16 protein-coding genes are annotated in these 14133 nt (G+C 58.9%); 6 read left to right on the top strand and 10 right to left on the bottom strand.

Going from position 1 to position 14133, the window contains the following annotated elements; all coding sequences use genetic code 11:
• Nucleotides 1-50 precede the first annotated feature (50 nt).
• A complete protein-coding gene (locus BMY55_RS13350; protein ID WP_177179350.1) occupies nt 51-1991 on the top strand; it encodes a glycosyltransferase family 2 protein in 1941 nt (646 codons plus the stop codon).
• On the opposite strand, the gene BMY55_RS13355 is transcribed toward BMY55_RS13350, so the two are convergent.
• Nucleotides 1963-2622 (bottom strand): GntR family transcriptional regulator, encoded by a 660-nt coding sequence (locus BMY55_RS13355; protein WP_091431324.1) that lies wholly within the window; start codon nt 2620-2622, stop codon nt 1963-1965. The two genes, BMY55_RS13350 and BMY55_RS13355, sit on opposite strands and share 29 nt — an antisense overlap.
• Before the next feature lie 139 nt (nt 2623-2761).
• On the opposite strand from BMY55_RS13355, the gene BMY55_RS13360 reads away from it, so the two are divergent.
• The 3 genes from BMY55_RS13360 (at nt 2762) to BMY55_RS13370 (ending at nt 4935) form a co-directional block, all read left to right on the top strand.
• A complete protein-coding gene (locus BMY55_RS13360) occupies nt 2762-3433 on the top strand; it encodes a pyrimidine 5'-nucleotidase (protein ID WP_091431326.1) in 672 nt (223 codons plus the stop codon).
• Between the two features lie 3 nt (nt 3434-3436).
• Nucleotides 3437-4636, top strand: a complete 1200-nt coding sequence (locus BMY55_RS13365; protein WP_091431328.1) for an FAD-dependent monooxygenase — start codon at nt 3437-3439, stop codon at nt 4634-4636.
• 98 nt (nt 4637-4734) lie between these two features.
• The gene (locus BMY55_RS13370; RefSeq protein WP_091431330.1) at nt 4735-4935 is read left to right on the top strand and encodes a hypothetical protein; all 201 of its coding nucleotides are present in this window, start codon (nt 4735-4737) and stop codon (nt 4933-4935) included.
• Nucleotides 4936-4984: 49 nt separating this feature from the next.
• Here the strand turns inward: BMY55_RS13370 and BMY55_RS13375 are convergent, their stop codons facing one another.
• The 3 genes from BMY55_RS13375 to BMY55_RS13385 form a co-directional block, all read right to left on the bottom strand.
• Complete coding sequence (locus tag BMY55_RS13375; RefSeq protein WP_091431332.1) at nt 4985-6112, bottom strand: aminotransferase class V-fold PLP-dependent enzyme; 1128 nt, start codon at nt 6110-6112, stop codon at nt 4985-4987.
• Between the two features lie 67 nt (nt 6113-6179).
• Nucleotides 6180-6635, bottom strand: a complete 456-nt coding sequence (locus BMY55_RS13380) for an Lrp/AsnC family transcriptional regulator (RefSeq protein ID WP_091431334.1) — start codon at nt 6633-6635, stop codon at nt 6180-6182.
• Nucleotides 6632-7087 carry an Lrp/AsnC family transcriptional regulator gene (locus tag BMY55_RS13385; protein WP_091431337.1) on the bottom strand — a complete coding sequence of 152 codons (456 nt, stop codon included), beginning with the start codon at nt 7085-7087 and terminating at the stop codon, nt 6632-6634. Before BMY55_RS13385 ends, BMY55_RS13380 begins: the two co-directional genes overlap by 4 nt.
• A 137-nt stretch (nt 7088-7224) precedes the next feature.
• Between BMY55_RS13385 and ilvC the strand changes: the two genes are divergently transcribed.
• Entirely contained in the window at nt 7225-8247 is a 1023-nt protein-coding gene (gene ilvC, locus BMY55_RS13390; RefSeq protein ID WP_091432599.1) for a ketol-acid reductoisomerase, read from the top strand.
• Nucleotides 8248-8300: 53 nt separating this feature from the next.
• Here ilvC and BMY55_RS13395 read toward each other — a convergent pair whose 3' ends face one another.
• Together BMY55_RS13395 and BMY55_RS13400 are read right to left on the bottom strand one after the other, a co-directional pair.
• Nucleotides 8301-8756 (bottom strand): SRPBCC domain-containing protein, encoded by a 456-nt coding sequence (locus BMY55_RS13395; protein WP_091431339.1) that lies wholly within the window; start codon nt 8754-8756, stop codon nt 8301-8303.
• On the bottom strand, nt 8749-9063 hold the full coding sequence (locus BMY55_RS13400; protein WP_091431342.1) for an ArsR/SmtB family transcription factor: 315 nt from the start codon (nt 9061-9063) through the stop codon (nt 8749-8751). Before BMY55_RS13400 ends, BMY55_RS13395 begins: the two co-directional genes overlap by 8 nt.
• A 78-nt stretch (nt 9064-9141) precedes the next feature.
• On the opposite strand from BMY55_RS13400, the gene BMY55_RS13405 reads away from it, so the two are divergent.
• Nucleotides 9142-10059, top strand: a complete 918-nt coding sequence (locus BMY55_RS13405) for a DMT family transporter (protein ID WP_091431345.1) — start codon at nt 9142-9144, stop codon at nt 10057-10059.
• Here BMY55_RS13405 and glmM read toward each other — a convergent pair.
• The 4 genes from glmM to BMY55_RS13425 form a co-directional block, all read right to left on the bottom strand.
• Entirely contained in the window at nt 10048-11400 is a 1353-nt protein-coding gene (gene glmM, locus BMY55_RS13410; protein WP_091431348.1) for a phosphoglucosamine mutase, read from the bottom strand. The two genes, BMY55_RS13405 and glmM, sit on opposite strands and share 12 nt — an antisense overlap.
• A gap of 3 nt (nt 11401-11403) precedes the next feature.
• Nucleotides 11404-12411, bottom strand: coding sequence for a dihydropteroate synthase (gene folP / locus BMY55_RS13415; RefSeq protein ID WP_091431350.1), 1008 nt, complete (start codon nt 12409-12411; stop codon nt 11404-11406).
• Nucleotides 12408-13292: a dihydroneopterin aldolase gene (locus BMY55_RS13420; RefSeq protein WP_091431352.1), complete on the bottom strand. Its 885-nt coding sequence runs from the start codon at nt 13290-13292 to the stop codon at nt 12408-12410. The genes folP and BMY55_RS13420 overlap by 4 nt, the downstream gene beginning before the upstream one ends.
• Before the next feature lie 101 nt (nt 13293-13393).
• Nucleotides 13394-14044, bottom strand: coding sequence for a cell wall hydrolase (locus tag BMY55_RS13425; protein ID WP_091431354.1), 651 nt, complete (start codon nt 14042-14044; stop codon nt 13394-13396).
• Nucleotides 14045-14133 lie beyond the last annotated feature (89 nt).

Genomic DNA, 14133 nt, shown 5'->3' on the forward strand with positions numbered 1-14133 from the left:
ACCAAAGGTTCGACATGCTCTCTTGGTCTGACAATCCAAAGAGCACGAAGATGCCAACCGCCAACCTGCGCCTTGTTCAAACCGACGCCCGGTCCTCGCCGCAGGCAACGACCTCTGTCATACCACGTCGGCGAACGCGTAAACCACTTGGACAAATCCTTGTGGAGATGGGTGCTGTAAGCCCTGAAAACCTCGCCATGGCGGTATCGCTACAGGCCCGCGAGGATGCGCGGTTTGGTGATATCCTTCTGACCCAAGGCTGGGTGCGTGAGGCCGATCTTTATGCTGGATTGGCCCTGCAATATCGGTGCCAGATTGCAGATTTGCAACGCGAGCCGCCAGATGTTCGTCTGATTGACCAATTGGGTGCCGCATTCTGCATCAGGAACGGGATCGTACCATGGAAATCGGTCGGCGGGGCAACCGTCATCATTTGCTCTCGCCCGGATGAATTCCGCACGCTATCTCGCACGTTTCCCGCCGAATGGGGGCGCTGTTTTCTGGCCGTCGCCCCCGAAGGCGACATTCAGGCCGCGCTGATTGCGATGCGGCACAGATCGCTGGCACTCCACGCCGAAACCCGCGTCTCCGATTCGGAAAGCTGTCGCGGTTGGCAGGCGGGAACTGTCGCTCGATTTGCGGCCGCACTTGTGATCTGTTTGTGCGCCATCTTCGTTGTCTCGTCCTTCGCGGGTTTTCTAACGCTGGTGATCTGGGCGGTTTTGACCTTGCTTCTGAATTCGGCGCTCAAAGGCATTGCGGCCATTCAGTATTGGCGCCGGGGGGCGCCCACGCCGTTGAACCCCCAACAATCCGCTCCGAAACACGGGTTTCTGAAACTGCCAACCGTTTCCATTCTCGTCCCGCTTTACAAGGAACGCGAGATCGCGGGGCGTTTGGTGAAACGCTTGGCGCGGCTGTCCTATCCCAAAGAATTATTGGATGTGTGTCTGGTGGTCGAAGAAGATGATACTTTGACGCAAGAGACCCTCGCGCAGGCTAATCTACCACGTTGGATGCGGCAGATCGTGGTGCCGCGTGGGGTGGTGAAAACCAAACCACGCGCGATGAATTTTGCGCTGGATTTTTGCCGAGGTTCGGTGATTGGCGTCTATGACGCCGAGGACGCACCAGACCCTGACCAAATTCACAAAGTCGTGCGCAGGTTCGCCCAACGCGGGGCCGAGGTGGCTTGTCTGCAAGGCAAGCTGGATTTCTACAACGCGCGCACAAACTGGTTAAGCCGCTGTTTCACCGTCGAATATGCCACTTGGTGGAGAATTGTGCTGCCCGGAGTGGAACGTGCGGGATTCGCTATCCCGCTGGGTGGCACGACCCTTTTCTTTCGCCGCGACGCATTGGAGGAGCTCGGGCGTTGGGATGCCCATAATGTCACCGAAGACGCCGATCTGGGGATCCGGTTGGCGCGGCATGGTTATCGGACCGAGTTGATTGACACCGTCACCGAAGAAGAAGCCAATTGCCGCGTCTGGCCGTGGATCAAACAACGCTCGCGCTGGATCAAAGGTTATGCCATGACCTATGGCGTTCATATGCGTCAGCCCCGCAAACTTCTGCATGATCTGGGTTGGTGGAAATTCCTTGGGTTTCAAATCCTGTTTCTTGGCAGCCTCTCACAGTTCCTTCTGGCCCCGATCCTGTGGACGTTCTGGGCGTTCCCCCTTGGTCTGCCCCACCCGTTGCGCGGGGTGATGCCCAGTGAGCTTCTGATCCTCCTGGGCACGGTTTTTATGGCAACCGAGCTATTGACCATTACCGTTGGCATCCAGGCGGTCAGCAACGACAAGCTGCGATGGCTGCGGTTCTGGGTGCCGACCTTGCATTTCTATTATCCGCTCGCGTCGCTGGCCGCGATGAAAGGCTTTACCGAGATCATGACCAAACCTTTTTACTGGGATAAAACCCAGCATGGTAAGTTTGATGAACCTGATGCCGAGGGGATTATTCCCCCGCCAATGAATCCAGCTTGATCCGCGTTTCGAACGCTTTTGAGATATGGGTCTTGAGCGCAGTGTGCGCCGCCACTTGGTCCCGCGCCTCGATCGCGGTGACAATCGCGTCATGTTCGGCAATTGCTTTTTCGCTTCGCCCTTCAGCAGCCAGCGACGTGGTTGCCAGCAAGGCCATCGTACGGTGCACAAGATCCAACTGCTGCACCAGATAGCGGTTGTGTGATGCCAGATGCAGTTGCTTGTGAAAACGGCGGTTAGATCGCGACAGGGCCGCCGGATCAGACAGGCGCTTGCGGTCGTCCTCGACCATTTCACGCAGCACGCTGATCTCTTCCGGCGTGGCGTGTTGGGCCGCCAGTGACGCGGCCAAACCTTCAAGCGCCGAGCGCACCACGTAAAGTTCGGCCAGTTGATTATGGCTCAGCGATGCAACGATCAGGCTGCGCCCATCCCGCGTCAGAAGCGACTGCGTCTCAAGCCGTTGCAGAGCTTCGCGGATGGGTGTGCGTGATACGCCGAATCTGTCGGCCAGTTCGCTCTCGACCAGCCTGTCACCCGGTTTGTACGTACCCGTATCTATCGCTTCGAGGATCAGCTCGTATGCGTCTTTCTGTCCCTGTTTGGTTTCTGCCACGTCGTCCTCGTTCATGCTTCGGGCATTTTATCGCGTTACCTAACCACGCACGACTGGTCAAAGCAAACATGAACCGGCAAACATACTGTCGCAGCCCGCCCGAACTTCATCCCGTCCCCTTCCCTTGGCCTGCCAAGAAGGATAGCGTCACGCCATGGTGAAAGATCGCTTTTCTCATGTCAGCGCCTGGGTCTTTGATCTGGACAATACGCTGTATCCACCCCATGCGCGGCTGTTCGATCAGATCGAAATCCGCATGACCAATTGGGTGATGCAGGAATTGCGCGTGGACCGGGACAAGGCTGACCAGCTTCGCCAATACTATTGGAAAACCTATGGCACCACGCTGGCCGGGCTGATGCGTGAACACGGGGTCGATCCTGCCCCCTACCTGCATGATGTACACGACATCTCGATGGAGCATCTTGAGGTCGATCCGGCCTTGGCGCAGCACATTCGGTCGCTGCCCGGTCGCAAGATCGTCTATACAAACGGCTCGGCACCCTATGCCGAACGGGTGCTGGCCGCGCGGGGATTGGCGGGGTTGTTTGATGCGGTGTATGGCGTGGAACACGCAGATTTTCACCCCAAACCCGACTGGGCGGCCTTTGACGCGGTGTTTGCCCGCGATGGGTTGATGCCCGAGGTTGCAGCGATGTTCGAAGACGATCCGCGCAATCTGGCCGTGCCCCACGCTTTGGGCATGCGTACGGTCCATGTTGCACCGGACCCCGCGCCAGCCGATCACATACACCACCACACCGACAATCTGACCACATTCCTGCACCAGCTTGTTGATGCCGCCTGCCCTGACACGAAGGAATGATCCATGACGGACCACAGCGCTGATATCTTCATCTCGGGTGGTGGCATCGCCGGACAAGTCACCGCTGCCGCCTTTGCCGAGGCCGGGTTCAGCGTCGTCATGGCGGACCCGTTCACACCGGTCATCACGGCGGATGAGGACAAATCAGACCTGCGCTCCACCGCGTTTTTGCAGCCCGCACGACAGTTGTTCGATCGAATTGGGCTGTGGCCCATTTTGAAAACCCACGCAAAACCCTTGGATCAATTGGCGGTGATCGACACAGTCGGTTGGCCCCCCGAAACCCGCGAGCGTCGGGTCTTCCAATCCGATGACATGGGCAACGAGCCCTTTGGCTGGAACCTGATGAACTGGGTCGTGCGGCGGGAAATCTGGAGCTATCTGCAAGACCAGCCGCGCATCAAATCCCTCTATGGCACGGGATTTCGTTCGCTCGTGCAGCGCACGGGCCAGATTATCGTGACGCTGACCAATGGCGACATCGTGCGGGCACGAATGGGGGTTGCGGCGGATGGCAAATTCTCGCCCTTGCGCGAAGCGGCTGGAATTTCCATCTCCACCACCCGCTATGGCCAGAAATCTCTGGCATTCACGGTGACGCATGACTTACCGCACCGGAACATCTCGACCGAGATTTACAATGAAGGTGGTCCGTTTACCATCGTGCCGCTGCCCGACATCGACGGACAGAATGCATCCGCTATCGTCTGGATGAACAAGGGTCCGCGCGCGGTGGAACTGATGAACATGCCGGTTGCCCGGTTCGAGGATGTGATGTTCACCCGCTCGACCGGCCTGCTTGGGCGGATGCATCTTCAAGGCAATCGCTCGGTCTGGCCGATCATCACACAAACGGCGGATCAACTGACGTCAGGCCGCGTGGCCGTGGTGGCAGAGGCCGCGCACGCCTTGCCGCCGATTGGCGCGCAAGGGCTGAACACGTCGCTGAATGACGTGATCGCATTGCTGGACTTGGCCGTGAAATCCCCCCACACGCTTGGCGATGCGCCGATGATGCAAGCCTATGCCAAGATCCGCGCCAGTGACATAGCGCGGCGGGCGCGGGTGATTGACCTGTTCAACCGTGTCACCCGGTCGGGCGACGGGGTCATGCAGGCAATTCGTCTGATCGGGCTGAAAGCGGTGCATGACGTGACCCCGATGCGCAAACGCGTGATGCGGGCCGGGTTGGGACCAAAATAACCTGTCTGCGTCATGCCGCCGCAATGCCGGATTGTCGCATTCCGTTCTGTTCACAAGTGAATGATACCCCAACCAAACAGCGAACAGGAGACACAGCCATGACAAACGAACAAACCCCGGAACAGAAAGCCGCCGATGCCCGCGCCGAGAAGATTACATTCGGCATTTTTGGTGGCATCGTGCTCGTGCTTGTCCTTGCGTTTCTGACCATGGGCCTGACAGGTGTCGGGCTGGTCGCGGTCGCGACGGTTCCGGTAATCTACATCTTGCTGGTCCTGATGGCTGGCGGCAAAGCCTGACCGCCAGACATCACTGAAAGCGCGCGGGCGACATCCGCGCGCCTGCCTGTCACAGCACTTTTGACAGAACGGCGTCCAGCCGGGCCACACTTGCGTCCACGTCATACAGCTTGTCGAGGCCAAACAGCCCGAGACGGAAGCTGGAATAGTCGTCGCCTTCGTCACACATTAACGGCACACCGGCAGCGATTTGAACGCCTTCAGCGGCAAACGGCTTGCCCGCTTTGATATCCGGGTCTGCGGTATAGGCCACAACGACCCCCGGCGCGGTAAACCCATCCGCTGCCACGGATTTCACGCCCTTGGACGCCAGCAGTTCGCGCACCCGGCGACCTTGTTCCCATTGAGCCTCCCGCAGCTTGTCGAACCCGTAGGCCTTGGTTTCCAACATCGTGTCGCGGAAGGCGCGCAACGCATCTGTTGGCATGGTCGCGTGATAAGCGTGACCGCCGCCCTCATACGCTTCCATGATGGACAGCCATTTGCCCAGATCGACCGCGAACGAGGTCGAGATCGCCGCTTTCGCCAGATCACGGGCGGCTTTGTTCATCATAACCAGCCCGGCAGAGGGCTGCGCCGACCACCCTTTTTGTGGGGCCGAGATCAGCACATCCACCCCGGTTGCCTTCATATCAACCCACGCACAGCCAGACGCGATACAGTCCAGCACGAAGATGCCGCCCACCGAATGCACAGCATCAGCCACGGCTTTCAAATAATCATCCGGCAGGATCATTCCGCTGGCCGTTTCCACATGCGGGGCGAAGACAACATCGGGACGTTCGTCCGTGATGCGGGCCACCACCTCGTCAATCGGGGCGGGTGCAAATGGGGCGTCAGGCGCATTGCCAACGCGGCGGGCCTTCATCACCGTTTCGTCTGACGGGATCGACCCCATCTCGAATATCTGGCTCCACCGGAAGGAAAAGAACCCGTTGCGGATGACCAACACACGTTTGCCGGTGGCAAACTGGCGCGCGACGGCTTCCATCGCGTAGGTGCCGCCGCCGGGCACGACTGCCACGGCGTCCGCGTTGTAGACCTCTTTCAACGTGGCCGAGATATCGTTCATCACGCCCTGAAAGGCTTTGGACATATGATTCAGCGATCGGTCGGTGAACACCACCGAAAATTCCAGCATTCCATCCGGGTCAATATCAGGCAAAAGGGCTTTCATGGCAGACTCCGTTCAAGGGTTCCAGGTTGGGTTCACCGTGACCCAAATCGGTCCGGTTTGGAAGGCGTCAAATCGGCCCCATCCGGCGTTCTTCGGACAGAAGGACATTGGCTTCAACATCCCCAACACCGGGAAGCGTCATGATCCGGCGCCTCAGCACCCGTTCGAAATCAGCAATGTCGCGGGCCACCACGCGCAGGCGGTAATCATACATTCCCAACACATGCTCAACCGTCTGAACTTCGGGGATGGCCGACACCGCACGTTCGAAATCTTCCAGACTGACGCGCCCCTTGGTGGCCAGCTTGATGCCCAGAAAGACAGCGACGCCAAAGCCCAGCGCCTCCCGGTCCAAGTCCAAACGCCGCCCGGCAATCACACCGTGGTCGGTCAGGCGTTTGATGCGCCGCCATGTCGCCGGTTGGCTAAGCCCGACAACTCGCCCCAACGCGCCGGCCGACTGCGTTGCGTCCTCGGACAAGGCGCGTAGAAGCGCCCGGTCGATATCGTCCAACTCAATCACAGCGGCAATGCCTCGTCCGATTTGATCCGCGCCACATGCATCAGTGCCTCGATGTCGGCGATGTGCGGCAGCGCCAGCAATTGGTCGCGATAGATCGCCTGATAATGGGCCATATCGCGGGCGATGACGGACAGACGGACATCAACGCGGCCTAGAAAGGTCTGAATCTCGATGACTTCGCGAATGTCACGCGCGGCTTCGATGAACTCGTCAAATGCTCGCACCTGTGTTTTGTCCAGCGTGATGCGCAGGCTGACTTCGACCGTGTAGCCCAAGGCGCGCCAGTTGATGACGGCACGCGGGCCACGCAGGATATTCTGGTCGCGCAACCGTTCGATCCGGCGCGCAAGCCGCGCGGAGGACACGCCGGTCAGATCAGCCAAGTCCGGTAAGGCCATCGCTGGGTCGGCCTGCATTTGTCTAAGGATGCGCCTATCGGTGTCATCGAGCATGATTTTCTCAGTATCATCAAGATTGGCGAATTGAAATGACCAATTTGGGCGAAAATACTGTCGTCGCCCATCTCGCCACCGTGAACAACGCCCCTATGATGCCCGTCAGAACGAAACTCATGCAAGGAGCGCTTGATATGCGCGTTTATTATGATCGCGATTGCGACATCAACCTGATCAAAGACAAGAAAGTCGCCATTCTGGGCTATGGCAGCCAAGGTCACGCGCACGCGCTGAACCTGCGCGACTCGGGTGCAAAAAACGTTGTCGTCGCCCTGCGCGAAGGCTCCAAATCCGCCAAAAAAGCCCAGTCCGAAGGGCTTGAGGTCATGGGCATTGCCGAAGCGGCGGCCTGGTGCGACCTGATCATGTTCACCATGCCCGACGAATTGCAGGCCGAGACCTACAAGAAATACGTGCATGACAACATCAAGCCCGGTGCCGCAATTGCATTCGCCCACGGTCTGAATGTGCATTTCGGACTGATCGAGCCGAAAGAAGGCGTGGACGTCATCATGATGGCCCCCAAAGGTCCGGGTCACACCGTGCGCGGCGAATACCAGAAAGGCGGCGGCGTGCCCTGCCTTGTGGCCGTGAACACCGATGCGACCGGCAAGGCGCTGGAAATCGGCTTGTCCTACTGCTCGGCCATCGGCGGCGGACGCTCGGGCATCATTGAAACCAACTTCCGCGAGGAATGCGAAACCGATCTGTTCGGTGAGCAGGCCGTTCTGTGCGGTGGCATCGTCGAACTGATCCGTTGCGGCTTTGAAACGCTGGTCGAAGCGGGCTATGCGCCCGAGATGGCATATTTCGAGTGTCTGCACGAAACCAAGCTTATCGTGGACCTGATCTATGAAGGCGGGATTGCGAACATGGATTACTCGATCTCAAACACCGCAGAATATGGCCAGTATGTCACCGGCCCGCGCATTCTGCCCTATGAGCAGACCAAGAAGGCGATGAAGGAAACGCTGGCAGACATCCAGTCGGGCAAATTCGTGCGTGACTTCATGCTGGAAAACGCCGTGGGGCAGCCGACCATCAAAGCGTCGCGCCGGGCCAATGACGAGCACCAGATCGAGGTCGTCGGCAAGAAGCTGCGCGACATGATGCCTTGGATCTCGGCCGGTAAACTGGTCGATCAGGAAAAGAACTAAGATCGACGACAGTCCTTGGAAGGGTGGCCCGCGCGGCCGCCCTTTTTCGTCTCTCAATCCGCGAAAGCCGCTGCATAGCAGATGCCGAACACGTTGTCCCAACCGCCATCATAACTGCCGCGACGGGTGTCGGCATCTTCTCCCCAAACCTCCCAACCGGAATGGGTCAGCGTCACCCGTGTCGTGCCGTCACCCAGCCCTTCGAATTCCACATCAACGCGGGTCGGTGCATCTGCGTTATTGCCGGGGTGCCAGGTCATAGAGAGCTTGCGACCGGCCTCAAACACCAGCACTTTGCCCCAATCTGTTCGGGCGCCGTCGAACATAGTTTCATAGACCGCTCCGCCAACGCGCGGTTCGATGGTGACGGCTAGTGCTGCCTTACCCTGACCAGCGGAGACCGCATGACCACCCAGTGGCCACCACGACGTAGTGCGGTTTACAAACACATCGAAGGCGCGATCAGGATCACAGGCGACATTCACTTTTTTCACTATTGGATCAGTCATCTAAGCCGTCCCTTCCGTTAATTTCTTCAGCAAAACCATCCATGACGTTGTCCCAGTGCCTGTCCAACCACGCCCGCAACTGCGCAAGCCCTTGAGGGCGAACCGCGTAGATCCGGCGCGCACCTTCGACGCGACACATGACAAGACCGGCGTCGGACAGCACTTTCAAATGTTGCGACACGGCGGGGCGGCTGACGGGCATGTCTTGCGCCAGCTCTCCTACAGGTCGCGGCGCGTCCACGATCGCCTCGAAAATTCGGCGCCGCGTCGGGTCCGCCAGTGCGGCAAGTGATTCCTGGTAAGTCATTACTTACCGTAAGCGATAACTTACTACTATGCAATTTCAACGGATGACATCATGAAATTCACGAGTTAAGTGGGAAGCATGACAGACAATCCCACCCACCGCGACTGGGGCGGCGTCATGGCGCTTGGCCTGATATGGGGCGCGACCTTCATGGTCGTGTCCATCGCATTGGAAGGCTATGGTCCCGTGACTGTGGCAGCCGCCCGCACAACCTTGGGCGCGGTCGCACTATTGGCGGTGATGGTGATCACCGGGCGGGGCATCCCGCGCTGGGATCGCACGCTTTGGAACTACATTGTATGGATCGGTCTTCTGTCAACTGCCCTGCCCTTCGTTCTGCTGAGTTGGGGGCAACAATTCGTGCCATCTGCCTTCGCTGGCTTGTCTATGGCGGCGATCCCTTTGATGGTGCTGCCGCTCGCCCATTTCTTTTCGGACGAACCATTGAACACGCGAAAGTTCATCGGCGTATCATTGGGCTTCTGCGGTGCTTTGGTGCTGATTGGTCCCGGTCTTACGCAGCTTGGACAAGGGGCTGAGCCGCTGGCCCAACTGGCCTGCATCGGTGCAGCCCTGTGTTATTCGGTTGCGTCCATCTTCACGCGGCGCTGCCCGCCGGTCGATCCAGTCACCTTGGCCGCGCTGACACTGGTGGTGGGGTCGCTCGTTCTTTTGCCAGTCATGTTGGCGACAGAAGGCGTGCCCGGCTGGTCCGGCTCGCGATCCGGATTGGCAATCATTGCGTTGGGACTGGTCCCAACCGCGCTGGCGACGTTGCTGAGGGTGTCGATCATTCGCAGCGCCGGATCGGTGTTCATGACACTGGTGAATTATCAGGTGCCCGTCTGGTCGATGGTCTTCGGTGCCTGGGTCTTGTCCGAGGCGCTGCCCTTACGTTTCTTCATCGCGCTCGCGCTGATCCTGACAGGTCTGGCCATCAGTCAGTGGGTCAGCCTGACGAGGATGCTTAAGGGATCTGGACGATCAGCCGCTTGAGGCGGCGGTTTCGACCTCGGCCACGATGCCGTCGACGACTTCGGCAAGCAGTGCATCATCCTCGCATTCTGCCATGACACGGATCAACGGCTCGGTTCCCGACTTGCGGATCAACAGACGCCCTTGCCCGTTCAATTTCGTCTCGGCATCCGAGATGACGGCTTTCACGCTGTCAGCCTCAAGCGGCGTTTGCCCGGCAGAGTAGCGGACGTTTTTCAGAAGCTGCGGCACGGTATCGAACACCCTGCACAGTTCGGACGCAGGTTTGCCGGTTTCGATCATGCAGGCCAGAAACTGGATACCCGCCAGCAGACCATCACCCGTCGTTGCGAAATCGGTCATGACGATATGACCCGACTGTTCGCCGCCAAGGTTGTAGCCCCCGGCGCGCATTGCTTCCACAACATGGCGGTCGCCGACCCTGGTGCGCAACAGTTCCAGCCCTTGCGCTGACATGAACCGCTCCAGTCCAAGATTGGACATCACGGTCGCAACCAGCTTGCCACCTTTCAGGCGTCCTTCACTCGCCCAATGGCTTGCGAACAGACCCATGACCTGATCGCCATCGGCAACCTGCCCTTTTTCGTCGATAATCATGATGCGGTCGGCGTCGCCATCAAGACAGATGCCCAGATCGGCGCCGGTTTCCACGACTGTCCTGGCCGCCAGAGCTGTGTCGGTGGACCCGCACCCCTTGTTGATATTGGTGCCATCGGGCGCAACGCCCACCGGCACAATCTCGGCCCCCAGTTCCCAAAGGGTTTCCGGCGCAGTGCGATAGGCGGCCCCATTGGCACAATCAATCACGACCTTGATCCCGTTCAACCGCTTGTTTTCGGGGAAGGTCGTTTTCAGGTATTCGGTATAGCGCATCCGCCCTTCGTCGATCCGCTTGGCCCGCCCGATGTTTTGGTTCTGAACGGGGTCGACACCGTGGTGCACAAGACTTTCGATCTCGGCCTCGTCCTCGTCCGACAGTTTGAACCCATCGGGGCCGAAGAACTTGATACCATTGTCATGATAGGGGTTGTGCGACGCCGAGATCATGATCCCAAGATCCGCCCGCATCGAGTGTGTCAGCCGCCCCACGGCTGGGGTCGGAACCGGACCCAGCAACAGCACATTCATACCGGTCGAGGTCAGACCAGCGGTCAATGCGTTTTCCAGCATATAACCTGACAAGCGCGTATCCTTGCCGATTACCACACGGTGGCCATTCGACCCATCACGGCGAAAATGGCGGCCAGCGGCAGCGCCCAGCTTCAGAGCCATCTCTGCGGTCATTGGCCAGCTGTTTGCCAGACCCCGCACGCCGTCTGTTCCGAAAAGTCTATCAACCACTGCCTAGCTCTCTCTTTTCATCATTGCCTGTTGCAGGCGAATGGCCTGCCGGGTCTCATACGTGTCGTGGACCCTTAGGATCTGTGCCCCATTCTGCACGCCATGCAACACAACAGCCAGCGACCCAGCCAATCGCTCTTTCGCCTCGGCGGCCTGTCCGATTGTCCCAATGAACCGCTTGCGCGACACGCCCAGAAGGATTGGCAGACCCAGATCGTGTAACAGTGACAGGTTTCTGAGCAAAGTCACATTGTGTTCCAGAGTCTTACCAAACCCGATACCGGGGTCGGTCACTATCCGCTCACGCGCAATACCACGACCAGTCGCAAAGGCGATACGATCCTCCAGGAAATCCATCACGTCAAACAACACGTCATCATATCGTGGGTTGTGCTGCATGGTATCCGGCCGCCCCTGCGCGTGCATCAGGCAGACCGGCACGTCACGCTCGGCCACCAGATCGGCAAGCTCTGGGTCGAAGGTAAACGCGGCCACGTCATTGACCATATTGGCGCCTGCGTCCAACGCGGCCTCGGCCACACGCGCTTTTCGGGTGTCGATGGAAATCGGAGTGGTGATCCCGGCGTTGCGTATCGCTGCGATGACCTTCGATGTGCGGCGGATTTCTTCGGCCACCGACACCTCCTCTGCGCCGGGTCGGGTGCTTTCACCGCCGATGTCCAGAATATCGGCCTCTTCTGCCATCTGGCGGGCACGGGTGACAGCGGCGTCCAGGCTGGCGTGATCGCCGCCATCAGAAAAGCTGTCAGGTGTGACGTTCAAGACACCCATTATCCTGGGGCGGTCCATCGGCAGACCGCATATTGGCGCACGACGTTGCGACAGCCGGGTTTGCTCCTGCGCTGTGCACTCTGCCAAAGATTTCCGAGTTGCCGGGACATTGCGGTCGCGCAACAACACTTCATCGAACCACAGGTCGGCGGACCCGGCAAGCGAATGACCCGCGAAAGGCACGCCTGACCGCGCGATGGGTTGCAGGCGCGCGGTCATGGCAAATCGGCCAGAGCGCTGTGGGCCGGACCAACCGTCACGACCGTTTCTGCCCCCATCAATCTGGCGAACCATTGGGCAAGGCGAGGGGGGGTGAAATCGCGCGGGCCGTCCACAGCGTCCAGCACGAGTTTAGAGGGTGCCCAAACGCTGATCTGGTTGTTTTTCATGCCCCAATCCAGTTCGGTCCGCGTTCCGACCACGACGCACCGCTTGTCGATGGCGGTCAGGCGCCAGGCGTTTTGTTCGATCTCCAACAGATCAATGTGTCTTTGCGCGTCACCGTCAGCAACCTGCGGAACACGGGTGACAGCAGGGCCGACGCACAAAACAAAGGCGCGCGAGTCCGCGCCGAGGCGATCCAGAAACAGCGGCAAATCCGGGTCGGCAAACGCTTCGTTTTCCAGCAATATCACCCGCAAGTCCGGGGCCGCATGGGTGTCGCGCTGTGACGCCACGGTTTCGCGGGTGCGCATGATTTCGACCCCTAACTTGCCGGGGCCACGATCCAGCTTCTCGATCCGCACAAAGACGCGCAGCGGCTGCGGTTCTGCCAAAATGCGCTCTGCTATTCGCTCTGCCAAGGTTTCAAGCAGGTTCAGACGTTCCGCAGCAAGCTCAGCCGTGATCGCTTCGGTGATTGTATCATAGGACAGGATATCATCGACATCATCGGTCTGCGCGCCTTGGCTTGGAGCAACCTCGACCACAACGCTGAAGCTAAGCCGTTGCGTCGTGTCGCGTTCGGATTGAAAAGCCCCGATTTCGACCTCGACCTGATGATCGCGCACGGAAATGCGGTCGGGCGTGGGGGTCTGGTCCGGCTGTGACGCGGCGCGAAGGTCCAATGATCCAAAGGCGGCTGCGGTTTCGTCTGTCATTGTGACCCTCATCAAAGATGCGGTCACATTGCCCTTTTTAGAGGTCTGATTGCCAGCGCAAAACGACACAGACGCCCCTGGGCGCGTCACATGAAAGTACCTTATCGATAGAACCGATGCACGCCGATTTTCGCCGTGCGTGTCAATCGGCTGGCCCACGCAGGCGCGACGGCGCTGGTGTGATAATGTGTCGCTCCACCCGTCAAAGGGCGATCAATACCATCTATCATCGCGCGCGCAACCTTGCCCAACCGCGCAAACATGGCGGGTTCGTTGATCACTTCGGGTCGACCGTCACAGGTGAATGTGAACTGACAGGCATATTTTCGACCCGTGCCCTGATTAATCACACCGCAAACTGAATTTGGATACCGAGGATTATCGACCCGATTCATGATAACTTCGGCAACTGCGAACTGACCCTTGATCGTTTCCCCGCGCGCTTCGAAATACAGCGCTTCGGTCAGGCAGCGCGATTCTTCGTCCTGACGTGGCTTGGGAAGCGTCGCCAACCATTTGGGCGAATATTTCGTCGCCAGCACTTCATTTGGCGCGCTGACCTTGCGAGGGGACGGCAGGATGCCGAGAGCTGCTATCCGGTCCTCAGCCATTGTCTCAACCGCGGTGCGATCACGCAGCAACAACGCGCCAAACGGGTTGGCGGCACTTTGTGCGACTGCGGATACTGGCATTGCCAGCGGCGCCAGAGCAAAGCAAAGCCCCGCAGCCACCTTCTGAAGAAGCTGAAACATTCGTTATCCCCCCACACCGGAAAACGTTTGATGTCTGGCCGTCTGGGTACAAAAAAAAGCGGCTTTGGTCCAGTCAGGCAGGTTGTCAC

Origin of the sequence: Aliiroseovarius sediminilitoris, assembly GCF_900109955.1 — a bacterium.
In the GTDB taxonomy this organism is placed as follows: Bacteria; Pseudomonadota; Alphaproteobacteria; order Rhodobacterales; family Rhodobacteraceae; genus Aliiroseovarius; species Aliiroseovarius sediminilitoris.

What these genes read in the sequence shown, in the direction of transcription:
- BMY55_RS13350 (WP_177179350.1), top strand. Translation starts at nt 51, where the DNA reads ATGCCAACCGCCAACCTGCGCCTTGTTCAAACCGACGCCCGGTCCTCG.
- BMY55_RS13355 (WP_091431324.1), bottom strand. Translation starts at nt 2,622, where the DNA reads ATGAACGAGGACGACGTGGCAGAAACCAAACAGGGACAGAAAGACGCA.
- BMY55_RS13360 (WP_091431326.1), top strand. Translation starts at nt 2,762, where the DNA reads ATGGTGAAAGATCGCTTTTCTCATGTCAGCGCCTGGGTCTTTGATCTG.
- BMY55_RS13365 (WP_091431328.1), top strand. Translation starts at nt 3,437, where the DNA reads ATGACGGACCACAGCGCTGATATCTTCATCTCGGGTGGTGGCATCGCC.
- BMY55_RS13370 (WP_091431330.1), top strand. Translation starts at nt 4,735, where the DNA reads ATGACAAACGAACAAACCCCGGAACAGAAAGCCGCCGATGCCCGCGCC.
- BMY55_RS13375 (WP_091431332.1), bottom strand. Translation starts at nt 6,112, where the DNA reads ATGAAAGCCCTTTTGCCTGATATTGACCCGGATGGAATGCTGGAATTT.
- BMY55_RS13385 (WP_091431337.1), bottom strand. Translation starts at nt 7,087, where the DNA reads ATGCTCGATGACACCGATAGGCGCATCCTTAGACAAATGCAGGCCGAC.
- ilvC (WP_091432599.1), top strand. Translation starts at nt 7,225, where the DNA reads ATGCGCGTTTATTATGATCGCGATTGCGACATCAACCTGATCAAAGAC.
- BMY55_RS13395 (WP_091431339.1), bottom strand. Translation starts at nt 8,756, where the DNA reads ATGACTGATCCAATAGTGAAAAAAGTGAATGTCGCCTGTGATCCTGAT.
- BMY55_RS13400 (WP_091431342.1), bottom strand. Translation starts at nt 9,063, where the DNA reads ATGACTTACCAGGAATCACTTGCCGCACTGGCGGACCCGACGCGGCGC.
- BMY55_RS13405 (WP_091431345.1), top strand. Translation starts at nt 9,142, where the DNA reads ATGACAGACAATCCCACCCACCGCGACTGGGGCGGCGTCATGGCGCTT.
- folP (WP_091431350.1), bottom strand. Translation starts at nt 12,411, where the DNA reads ATGACCGCGCGCCTGCAACCCATCGCGCGGTCAGGCGTGCCTTTCGCG.
- BMY55_RS13420 (WP_091431352.1), bottom strand. Translation starts at nt 13,292, where the DNA reads ATGACAGACGAAACCGCAGCCGCCTTTGGATCATTGGACCTTCGCGCC.
- BMY55_RS13425 (WP_091431354.1), bottom strand. Translation starts at nt 14,044, where the DNA reads ATGTTTCAGCTTCTTCAGAAGGTGGCTGCGGGGCTTTGCTTTGCTCTG.